General features: G+C 40.4%; 8 protein-coding genes. 5 read left to right on the forward strand and 3 right to left on the reverse strand.

Annotated elements, in window-relative coordinates:
* Positions 1-105: 105 nt before the first annotated feature.
* Positions 106-1410 carry a trigger factor gene (gene tig / locus HKI82_RS06850; protein ID WP_171137563.1) on the reverse strand — a complete coding sequence of 435 codons (1305 nt, stop codon included), beginning with the start codon at positions 1408-1410 and terminating at the stop codon, positions 106-108.
* A gap of 524 nt (positions 1411-1934) precedes the next feature.
* Between tig and HKI82_RS06855 the strand changes: the two genes are divergently transcribed.
* Positions 1935-3728, forward strand: coding sequence for a sensor histidine kinase (locus tag HKI82_RS06855; RefSeq protein WP_171137581.1), 1794 nt, complete (start codon positions 1935-1937; stop codon positions 3726-3728).
* Positions 3729-3742: 14 nt separating this feature from the next.
* On the forward strand, positions 3743-5083 hold the full coding sequence (locus tag HKI82_RS06860) for a sigma-54-dependent transcriptional regulator (RefSeq protein ID WP_171137564.1): 1341 nt from the start codon (positions 3743-3745) through the stop codon (positions 5081-5083).
* A gap of 385 nt (positions 5084-5468) precedes the next feature.
* Here HKI82_RS06860 and HKI82_RS06865 read toward each other — a convergent pair whose 3' ends face one another.
* Complete coding sequence (locus tag HKI82_RS06865) at positions 5469-7649, reverse strand: peptidase domain-containing ABC transporter (RefSeq protein ID WP_171137565.1); 2181 nt, start codon at positions 7647-7649, stop codon at positions 5469-5471.
* 3 nt (positions 7650-7652) lie between these two features.
* Complete coding sequence (locus tag HKI82_RS06870; protein WP_171137566.1) at positions 7653-8888, reverse strand: HlyD family secretion protein; 1236 nt, start codon at positions 8886-8888, stop codon at positions 7653-7655.
* A gap of 220 nt (positions 8889-9108) precedes the next feature.
* Here HKI82_RS06870 and HKI82_RS06875 point away from each other — a divergent pair, with 220 nt between their 5' ends.
* The 3 genes from HKI82_RS06875 to HKI82_RS06885 all read left to right on the forward strand — a co-directional run.
* Positions 9109-9357, forward strand: a complete 249-nt coding sequence (locus tag HKI82_RS06875; RefSeq protein ID WP_171137567.1) for a hypothetical protein — start codon at positions 9109-9111, stop codon at positions 9355-9357.
* Between the two features lie 4 nt (positions 9358-9361).
* On the forward strand, positions 9362-10159 hold the full coding sequence (locus HKI82_RS06880; protein ID WP_171137568.1) for a CPBP family intramembrane glutamic endopeptidase: 798 nt from the start codon (positions 9362-9364) through the stop codon (positions 10157-10159).
* Positions 10160-10837: 678 nt separating this feature from the next.
* The coding region (locus HKI82_RS06885; RefSeq protein ID WP_171137569.1) for a transposase at positions 10838-11207 on the forward strand (370 nt) is incomplete at its 3' end.

Genomic DNA, 11207 nt, shown 5'->3' on the forward strand with positions numbered 1-11207 from the left:
TCTTAATATCCCTAAAAATAAATGGCCCGGATGATGTATATCATACGGACCATTGTTAGCAGAATAGTTGATGTCTCGTCAACCTTCTACGCTATAGATTGCTTATTAAGCAGCAACTTGAGGGTTCATTAGCTCGTTAAAGCTAATTGCTTTCTCAGTAACTTTCGCTTTAGCAATGATCGCGTCAATCGCTTGTTCTTCTAGAGCTACGTTGCGCATGTTGTTCATCATTTGCTCGTTTTGCTCGTAGTAAGAGATAACTTCAGATGGATCTTCGTAAGCAGTCGCCATTTCTTCGATCAGCGCTTTCACTTTCTCGTCATCTGCTTTTAGCTCTTCAGTCTTGATTACTTCACCTAGAAGTAGACCTACAACTACGCGACGTTTTGCTTGCTCTTCAAACATTTCACGTGGAAGTTGGTTAGCAGCTTCGATGTTGCCACCGAAACGTTGTGCAGCTTGTTGACGTAGCACATCGATCTCTTGATCAACTAGAGCAGCTGGAACGTCGATTGCGTTTTCTTTCACTAGGCCTTCAATCGCTTGATCTTTGATACGCGCTTTGATTGCTTGTTTAAGTTCACGTTCCATGTTCTTACGAACTTCAGCTTTAAGTGCGTCAACACCGCCTTCAGTTACGCCGAACTTAGCTACGAACTCGTCGTTTAGTTCTGGTAGTTGACGAGCTTCAACTTTGTTCACTTTGATAGCGAACTTAGCTGCTTTACCTTTTAGGTTTTCAGCGTGGTACTCTTCTGGGAAGTTCACGTCGATTTCGAATTCCATACCTTTAGTTTTGCCAACGATACCGTCTTCAAAACCAGGAATCATACGACCTGCACCCATTTCTAGTGGGAAGTTTTCAGCTTTACCGCCTTCGAACTCAACACCGTCGATAGAACCAACGAAGTCGATAGAAACACGTTTACCGTTTTCAGCCGCTTCTTCTACTTCAGTCCAAGTAGATTGCTGCTTACGTAGAGTTTCTAGCATCTCTTCAACGTCAGAGTCTTGAACTTCTGCTGCAGGTTTTTCTACAGTGATGTTTTCTAGACCTTTCAGTTCAACTTCTGGGTACACTTCGAAAGTTGCAGTAAATACTAAGTCTGCACCTTCTTTAACTTCTACTGGTGCGAAAGTTGGAGCGCCAGCTGGGTTAATTTTCTCTTTTACGATTGCTTCAATGAAATGGCGTTGCATCACTTCACCAAGAATGTCTTGACGTACTGCTTTGCCGTACATTTGAGCAACCATCTTCATCGGTACTTTACCTTTACGGAAACCGTCGAAACGACGATTTTTCGCGATGTTGCGTAGCTCAGCTGCCACTGCATCTTCGATGTTTGCAGCAGGAACAGTAATATTCAAACGGCGCTCTAGGCCTTCTAGCGTTTCAACAGTAACTTGCATTGTATATAAACCTCAAAACTGGCTCAGTATTCCTGAGCATCATGAGCCAACATCTCTGTTTGGCTTCATCCTTATTTTGTGCTCGGTAGAACACTTAACTGTAAATATTGAGCATCGATACTCTCAGTGAATTTCACCTAAATACCGAACTAATGAGTGACATCTTTTGTCGATTTGCGCCGAATAAAGGTATCTCTGATTAGCCTCAGGACTAAAAAATTAGACGCGATATACTACCGATCTCAGCTTTAGCTGTCGAGCGAATCCCCAGCAAGAAAAAGCCAATGTCCTAAAAAACTCTTTGAGTGCTAAAAAATCCATCAATCAATGAATCACTCGATGGCACTGAAATGGGGACAATATAGGCTTTTTCAAGAGAATCGAGGGATTTTTTTCCTCAAATAATCAAAAAGAGATCTGGCTCTTGTTTTGTCTCCCATATTCGAGATGTTTTTAAACCGATAATTTGAAGTTCCCAGTATCATTAGTGGCGAAGTAAACAAGGAAAGAAAGGTATGACAAGGATGCTGTCTGTGCGCCAACTCTCAGTATTGTTTTTGATAATTTATGGTGTCATAGCCGCCATGACTGCTCATCTCGTTTGGCGCTATAGCTATCAATCTCTGTTGATAGAACAACAGTCAGAACTTGAACGCTTCTCAAGCCACATCTCAGCCAAACTCGACAAATACGCGCACATACCTCGCCTGCTCTCCAAAGACAAAGAGCTGGTTGACGCACTGAGCCACCCAGAAAACAGTGCTCAAATTGACTTAACCAATCTCTATTTGGAGCAAGTCAACGAGGTCATTCAAGCGGCTGACACTTATTTGCTGGATGGCATCGGCAACACCATCGCATCCAGCAACTGGAACCTAGACCGTTCCTTTATCGGCCGAAACTTTGCTTGGCGTCCCTACTTCTACGACGCGATTTCCGGCCAGAAAAGTCAGTACTTTGCCCTAGGTTCCACCTCTGGTCAGCGAGGCTACTACTATGCCTATCCCGTTATTTATGCGGCAGAAGTGATTGGCGTCGTAGTGGTAAAAATGGATCTTTCGTCCATCGAGGACAACTGGCAGAGCAAGAATAGCTACTTTGTTGCAACTGATGACAACAACATTGTTTTCATGTCCAGCAGACCAGATTGGCTGTTTCACAGCGTCTCCGAGCTGAGTGAGCAGTCGCGACAAAAAATACAGGAAACTCGCCAATACTTAGACAGTGCGATTCCCTCCTTGGGTTTTTATGGTGATGTGAATCTTGCCGAAACCGAGTGGATAAAGCCTAAGCAAGGTTGGATAAAAGACGACTACATTGTTTCAACCAATAAGCTCGATAACCTCGCGCTCAACATTCACGTCTTATCACCCAAAGTAAACGTGTTCTGGGATACCTTTGGTTTCTTAATCATCCTTACTATGATTTTCGCCATCATTTATCTTGCTTTTCTGCTGTTGCATCACAGACAAATACGCCAGCGCCAGATAGAACGACTACAGGCAGAAGCCAAACAAAAACTTGAGTTTTTGGTGATGGAACGTACTGCAAAACTTCATGTAGAGATTGATGAACGAATAAGAGCAGAACAAGCATTAAGGCAGACTCAGGATGAGTTGATACAAGCCGCAAAGCTGGCCGTTCTTGGACAGATGTCTGCCAGTATCAGTCATGAGCTGAACAATCCGCTCGCGGCGATTCGCAGCTTTGCCGACAACGGAAGACGGTTCCTAGCGAATGCTAAACCTGAACGCACCGATGAAAATCTTGAGCGTATATCGGCATTAACGGTGCGTATGGCAAAGATAAGTGAGCAGCTCAAATCTTTTGCACGAAAAACAGAAACCGGCGATCAGGTTGAAGCACAACTGCTTCCTCTGATCATCAACGCAAAAGAGCTTATGCAGCCACAGTTTAAATCCCATTACGTAGAGTTTGAGATAAAGGCGCCAGAGTCTCCAATTCGATGCAGCATTAACCCGATCCAACTGGAACAGGTGATCATTAACTTGCTGACCAATGCAATACAGGCGGTTGATGAACAAGACATAAAGAAAGTCGTGCTGACGCTAGAAGAGCATCAAAACCACGTTTACATTCATGTTGACGATACAGGTACTGGGCTCAACTTGAAGCAAATGAAAAACCTGTTTGAACCCTTCTTCACCACCAAAAAAAATGGTTTAGGATTAGGGTTATCTATCTCGCAACAAATCATGCATGGCATGGGTGGAGACCTGACAGCCCACTCATCACCGCTAGGGGGAGCGAGGTTCACTATCACACTAATTAACCCCCCACAAAGTTCAGAGCAGTAAATTAAGGAAGTTGTATGTGCGATGTATTTTTTATTGATGACGAACCTGACATTCGAATCGCCATTGAGCAAAGCTTTGAACTGGCAGACATCGATGCGCGTTTTTTCTCAAGTGCCGAAGACGCATTATTAGCCATTAAGCAGGACAAACTGCCTATGGTGGTCGTCACGGATATCTGCTTGCCCGGCTTAAGCGGACAAAATCTGCTTTCATCCATTCACCATCAGGATAGCGATGTCCCTGTCATTCTCATTACAGGTCATGGTGATATCTCTATGGCGGTACAGGCTATGCATGACGGAGCGTACGATTTTATTGAAAAACCTTTTGCTCCGGAAAGATTGATAGAGACGGTAAATCGCGCAATTGAGCGCAGAAAACTAACGCTAGAAAACCAACAGCTAAAACGGAGTCTAAAAGCCAGTCAGACACTTGGTCCTCGGATTATCGGTGAAACCAACAGTATCATCGCATTAAGAGAAACCATTACTCACGTTGCCGACACCAATGCTGACATTCTGCTGTTTGGTGAAACAGGCACGGGTAAAGAACTTGTCGCCCGCTCTCTTCACGAACAAAGCTCAAGACGTGAAAAAAACTTTGTTGCTGTTAACTGCGGAGCGGTACCGGAAAGCCTTATTGAAAGTGAACTCTACGGACACGAAAAAGGCGCATTTACCGGTGCAGATGCAAAACGCATTGGTAAGTTTGAACATGCCCAAGGTGGTACGCTGTTTCTTGATGAAATTGAATCGATGCCGATGCAGGCTCAAATCCGATTGCTACGCGTACTGCAAGAACGCGTGATTGAAAGAGTCGGATCCAATGAATTGATTCCGTTGGATATTCGAGTGATTGCAGCTACCAAAGTGGACCTAAAAAAAGCAGCTCAAGAAGGGACCTTCCGTCAGGATCTTTATTACCGACTCAACATTGTCACGCTGGATATTCCGCCGCTTCGCGAGCGTCGCGAAGACATCCCTGCCCTGTTTCACCACTTCCTGCTTGTGGCAGCAGCACGTTATGGTAAAGCGGCGACCGCTCTGCCTCAGAGTGCATTGCAAGCGCTGCTCAGCCACGACTGGCCGGGTAACGTCAGAGAACTACGCAACGCTGCGGAACGTTATGTTTTGCTCGGTAAACTCTCTGAGCTGGGTGAACAAAGCAAAAATGCAAAAGTGCTGACCAGTCTTGCCGATCAGGTCGCTGAGTATGAAAAGTCTCTTATCGAACAAACACTGATAGAGTGCTCCGGCAGTATCAAAGACACTATGGAACTGCTGAAGATCCCAAGAAAAACACTTTACGATAAAATGCAGAAATATCAGATAAATAAAGACACTTACAAAGAGTAAAAGCCACTTTTATAAAAGTGGTTTAGAGACACAAAAAAATACGTGTAACTAAAAATTAGACTAGAAAGTTAGGAAACCCTGTAGCGACTGGGCTTACATGCCGATAATCTAACTTTTTGCTCATTTTGACTCATAGATAATGAGCTCTGTGAGTCATAAACTTAGATCAAATTAAAGGTAATAAAATCTAAATTTTAAGGTCATGGTAAAAGTAAACTTTGTGATCACTCATCCAGTGACCTCTGCCTATAACTCGTTTCTGGACAAAAATGATTTACGTATATTGTTACAAGCAGCTCTATAACATTAGAAAAAGTATCTTGAACAAAGCACCTTTACTGTAGATGCCCGTTCTTTATAACCTTTAGCTTTAGTCATCATAAATTCATTTGGCGTATTCCAAGTAAGCACTGTTCGTTGGTTGATTAAAGTATTCTTCGCATTGCGCCATAGAATCTGGAGTTATATTTATAATTCTGTTAGCTGATCTAATCGTTTCTTTACGGTGAGCTATCACAACCTTGGTTATTTTGAGTTGGTTTATATTTACGTTTATCGTTTTCTCATTGTCTGAGTCTAAATGGCTTGTAGACTCATCCAGGCATAAAATTTTTGGTTCCTTGTAGAGAGCTCTGGCTAAGAAAATTCGTTGCAATTGGCCGCCCGAGAAGCTGCTTCCCATATCTCCAACCTGAGTATGAAATCCCATAGGTAATTGATTTATTTCGTCCCAAATACAAGCTGTCTTGCAACATCTAACCATTTTTTCTTCTTGAAAATTATCCACATCAAACATTGTGATGTTTTCGGTTAAGGTTCCTGAAAGCAAACTGTCATTTTGCATTACACTACCCAGTACACCTCTGTAGCTTGTTACTGACACCTCATTGATATTTACATTATCTATATAAATGCTGCCACTATTTGGCTTTAACAATCCAAGGATAAGCTTGAGTAATGTTGTTTTGCCACAACCAGAAGGTCCGACGATAGCGGCGCTCTCACCAGGTGCAATCTCAAATGAAATATCCTTTAGTATCCAGTCTGTATTGTCAGAATATCGAAACCACAAGTTACTCACTTTTATATGGCCTTGGACAGAATGAGGAAGAATGACTGAACCATTATCATTTTCGGTTTCCTCGAAAGTGATGTCTGACAATCGATCTAAATGTAAACCGATTAATTTAAATGTTATTAATTTATCAATCAGGGAAAAAATACTGGAAGTAAATTGGCTTCTATATGCCAGAAATGCTATCAACATCCCTACGGATAGTTGTTCTTCCATCACTATCAATGCGCCAAAATAAATGACTAATATTAGCTCTAAGCTGTTAAGTGAGTTTTCAAGACTTTCTTCCGCAATGCTTAACTTACCCAAGCGAATATCCGTATTTATGACCTCGGCATATCGATTAAGCCATGTGTTTTGCCTTGCAGTTTCGTGACTAAACAGCTTTATCGTTTGAATGCCTCTTATGGTCTCCAAAAATATAGAATCTTCCTTTGCGCCTGCGACGATAGACTCTTCTGTAACTCGTCTGTTCGGGTAGTAAAAAGCCATTTGAATGACAAACGATACAAAAACAAAACCTATCACCAGAAAAGTAAGGCTTGGGCTATACACATACATCATAATGAGCACAACAATCGCCATTAATCCATCAATTAATGACTCAATGATTCCTTGCGTAAGAAACTCACGAATAGTGTTTAGTGAACCAAACCGAGAAACGACATCTCCTATATGCCTTTTTTCAAAATAGTCTAATGGGAGTCTGACTAAATGATGAAACAAGTTCGCTCCCATCTGGATGTTGATTGCGCAATTTAACCTAATAATAAGCCAGCTTCTTACGCACTTAACTACCACTTGAATAAGGGCTAAGAGTCCAAAACCGAGCGCCATTACTTGTAAGAGGGGTTTATCGTTACTAAGTAGTACGTTATCAATCACCCATTGCAGATAATATGGTGATATCAACTGAGAGGCCTGTATGACGATTGACACAAAAAAGAGGGAGATAAGGGAGCTCTTTAGTCCGGTCATTTTGCTCCAGAGCTGACTTATTTTCATCGCTACTCTGGTATCTTGTTTTTTGAATTTACTCGCTGGCGTTAACTCTAACGCTATTCCTGTGAAGCATTCACTAAACTCTTGTAACGAAATTTTCCTTATTCCCCGCCCCGGGTCATTTATTGATAACCATTTTTTACTCACCCCCGTTAACACAACGAAATGATCAAGGTTCCAATGGAGAATACACGGCAATTTCAGAAGCTTTATTTCTTCTAGATCACACTGCAATGCCCTAGATGATAGATTGATGACACCCGCAACCGACATTAATTGTTTTAAGTTCATTCCTTGAGAATCAACAACCACATGTTTACGTAGTGATGAAAGGTTTACCTTTTGACCATAAAAAGATGAGACCATCGCTAGGCAAGCTAGACCACATTCGGATGCCTCAGATTGAAGGATAAGAGGAACTCTTTTGGCCCCGCTAAATGTCAACAAGTCCAAAGGATTAACAGCATTGCCGCTTTTCGTTGTATCCATAAATCAGATTTTTCCCTTAATCGCATAAATGGGGTCAAGTAACCACTCGAGAAGTGAGCGGTTATCAAGAACAATATCCGCCTCAGCTATCATCCCAACTTTTAAAGGGAATGATTTACCATATGCGTGGATTTCTTGTTGGTTGATGCTTGCTCTGACTCGATACATCGCTTCGGTTATGTTGATCGGCAGTTTCTTATCACTGGGCAAAATAAGTGCTTTATCAATATTGCTAATTTTACCGTCTACTAAACCAAATTTTTGATATGGGAAGGCATCAAATCTGATTTTTACTTGATCGCCAACCTGAATAAAACCAGCAGATCTGGATGGTAAAAAGAGCTCTAAGATTAGTGGTGAGTTTTTGGGAATGATACTTAGAATAGGGCTGTCTGAGTCAACTTGACTGCCAATAGAAGGCTGTATAGCCGTAACAATGCCAGACTCAGGCGCATTTTTAATAAATTCGTACTCATTGTTTAGCCGAACAATATCGGCTTTAAGGACAGATAGTTGTCTTTGGATACTGGTACGTTTTAGCGATCGCTCTTCCGGTAAAGAAATTCTTTGGGATTCTAAGTTCGCGATGTCCACTGAAATTGAAGCCATTTCGGTTTCTAACTTGTTTACCGAACCCTGAGCTTCCAAATAGTCTTCTTGTATAGACGAAAGAGCAGCCATGGAAAGGTAGCCTTTTTTATACAAAGCAAGATTATTGTCGTATTGCTCTTCTTTTAATTTAAGGCGCAGCTTGCTTGTTACCATCGCTTTTTGTATCGCACTTAAGCTGTGGCCAAGCTCCCTCATTTTTCGGTCAATGCTGAGTTTTGATTTATCAAAAACAATATCAGAAAACTTTAACTCTTCATTAAGCGATGTTATCTGGCTCGACAGTTCAGCTTGTAATGCCTCAGATAGCTCAATACCAGAGATTAGATTTTGACTGTTTCTAATTTTAGCGAGTACTTGTCCTTCTTTGACATGATCACCTTCTGAGACTAGCAACTCTTCTAGTATCCCACTTCTTCCTGAGAAAACTTTTACTACACCTTGCTCCGGAAGTAGGTACCCTTTAACCGTCTCTTTTCGTGAGTAACGAGTGTTTAATGAGAAAATTAATAGCAGTATAAATATGGTAAAAACTAAGCTACATATGAAATAAACAGAGAATGGCTGCGTTAAAGTTACTTTGCCAGGAAGACTAAATTGTTTAGCTCTCACCGCTTCTTTTCTAAACAAATATAGTTCCTTATATGTGCGTTCTTGTTAAAATTCAGCTGAATATAATACAAACAATTCATTTAGTTCGATATGAAACAACGCTCATTGCGATCAATTGCTCATATTTCTTAAAATTAGGCATTTTAATTTGAATTGACTTTTGTTGTAGTGCTATTAAGCCAGTTCAACTAGTTGTTTTATATTGATTTATTGTCATTCACTAAATTAGGAATTGTTAATGAAGATATTATCAGATGACGCTCTTTCACAAGTAACAGGAGGAGCATCAGCTTTCGGCGGTTGGAGTAGCTGGATGGTGGAAAATCGTAACGAGTTTACTTCGGCGCAGGCTAAGAGAAACTATGAAAAATATAGAGAGCGCCGTGATAGAAGTGGAGATCGAGCTGCGAAGGCTCGTTCACGTTCTCGAAGTGATATGAACTCACCAGGCGATCAACGTTCAGGTGATAGAATCGGCGGTCGTTAATACCATGTTTAAGATTGCTATATTTATTATTTATATAGCAGTAAGTGCCTCGCCCCTAGCTGGGCACTTATTTTTTAGCATCTATGATTCTAGTGAAATACTTGGACAGTATGACTTTAATGTGCTTTCGCTTTATTGGCAAATTACTGTTGAGTTAAGCCGTGTTGCTTTAGCTATAATATTGTTCGGAGCACTTTTAAATGATGATAATCCCGCAGTTCCTTCTTTAAAAATGTTGATTACTTTAGTAACTTTATTTTTTGCTCTTTCTATAGCTGTATCTTATTTTTCGATTGCTCTAGGTTATACTTTGGATCCAAATTATATCTTGAAGAAAATCAACAATTTTGAGCCCATGTTTGAAAACAACGGAGGATTGATAAACTGGTTAAGTGTATTAAAAGCAGCCTTTTTGTTTTGTGTTCTTTTACCTACATTAGAAGAAGTGATTTTTCGAGGATATCTGTTAAAACAGTTCCTAACTAAGTTTGGCTTAATCATCTCTATTTTTATTTCATCTCTTTGCTTTGCTCTATTGCATCAAGACATTCTGCACGTATTCGTTATGAGTTGCGTATTAGGATGGGTATTTTATAAATTTGGCTTAGGAGTATCGATTGTTACGCATTGCATCCACAATTTAACTCTACTAGTCGTTAATGTTCTATATTTCGAGATTGAGGGTAACTATGCACTACCTTCTATGGATACCTCACCATATCTACCGAGTATTCCACAAGCCATTGCGATTCTTTTTTTAGTGATCTTTTCAAAGTACATTTATCGAAGCGTGATTAAGTAACTGATCCCAAGGTTAAATACACCAACAGTAATAAAAGTGATAGTTACTCTCAAACTATTAGTTTGGTCAGATGAACTAGTAGAGGATTTATTACCACTAAAAATAAGGCAACCAAATACGATTGAAGCAATACCAGCATAGGCATAACCGTCATTTAGCGTAATGTTATCAGGTAAAAGCTTAAAGTTCCAAAAGAGGTAGATACTGAAAACGGTGAATAAACTCGTTACTAAAAGTGAAAAAATGTATTTCATATTTATTGAATCTCTTGAGTCGAGAGTTGTATATGTAACATCATGGATAAGCTCTTTAAATCCATAGGCTTATTATTTTGGAGTTTATAATGGATAATTATTAGCTTTATGGCAATTGTACAATGACTAATTATAAGGCTGTCAATTAAGGATCATGCAAAGAGGAAGAAATACATTCTTTCAATTTTTGCTTACAAATATTTAACACACTGAAGCCAGATATGTTCTAGCCTCTAAAACTACAAGTCAACCAATTGCATAATTAATCATTAGTTAAAATAGGTCAATTAATGACAAAAGAAATGTGTCCTAGCTCTTAGGTTGGCACGCTTTGGGGCATTTACATGGCTTTGTTTCCTAAATCATGGAACTAAATCATCAATCTACGATCTGATCAGCTAAGTTCATCCAAATACTTAGACTAATGGCCAAGCCTCGCTACAAAACAACCAATTGGAAACACTATAACCAAGCTTTAATCAATCGCGGTTCACTGACATTTTGGATTGATGAAGAAGCTATCCAGTTATGGAAACAAATCAAGCAAGGCAATGGAAGGCCTCGTTTATTTAGTGATTTAGCCATTACGACGGCTCTTATGGTTAAGCGGGTATTTTCAATACCGTTGAGAGGTCTTCAAGGGTTCATTAACTCTATTTTTAAGCTCGCTCAACTACCGTTGTCATGCCATCATTATTCATGCATTAGCAAGCGAGCTAAAATGGTTAACGTCGCATTCAACACAAAGACTAAAGGAACAATCCAGCATTTAGCCATTGATGCAACAGGGCTGA

The organism is Vibrio plantisponsor (assembly GCF_013041605.1).
Taxonomy (GTDB): domain Bacteria; phylum Pseudomonadota; class Gammaproteobacteria; order Enterobacterales; family Vibrionaceae; genus Vibrio; species Vibrio plantisponsor.

Excerpts from the sequence above, each read along its gene's own strand:
- HKI82_RS06875 (WP_171137567.1), top strand. The coding sequence starts at position 9,109 with ATGAAGATATTATCAGATGACGCTCTTTCACAAGTAACAGGAGGAGCA.
- tig (WP_171137563.1), bottom strand. The coding sequence starts at position 1,410 with ATGCAAGTTACTGTTGAAACGCTAGAAGGCCTAGAGCGCCGTTTGAAT.
- HKI82_RS06865 (WP_171137565.1), bottom strand. The coding sequence starts at position 7,649 with ATGGATACAACGAAAAGCGGCAATGCTGTTAATCCTTTGGACTTGTTG.
- HKI82_RS06855 (WP_171137581.1), top strand. The coding sequence starts at position 1,935 with ATGCTGTCTGTGCGCCAACTCTCAGTATTGTTTTTGATAATTTATGGT.
- HKI82_RS06880 (WP_171137568.1), top strand. The coding sequence starts at position 9,362 with ATGTTTAAGATTGCTATATTTATTATTTATATAGCAGTAAGTGCCTCG.
- HKI82_RS06860 (WP_171137564.1), top strand. The coding sequence starts at position 3,743 with ATGTGCGATGTATTTTTTATTGATGACGAACCTGACATTCGAATCGCC.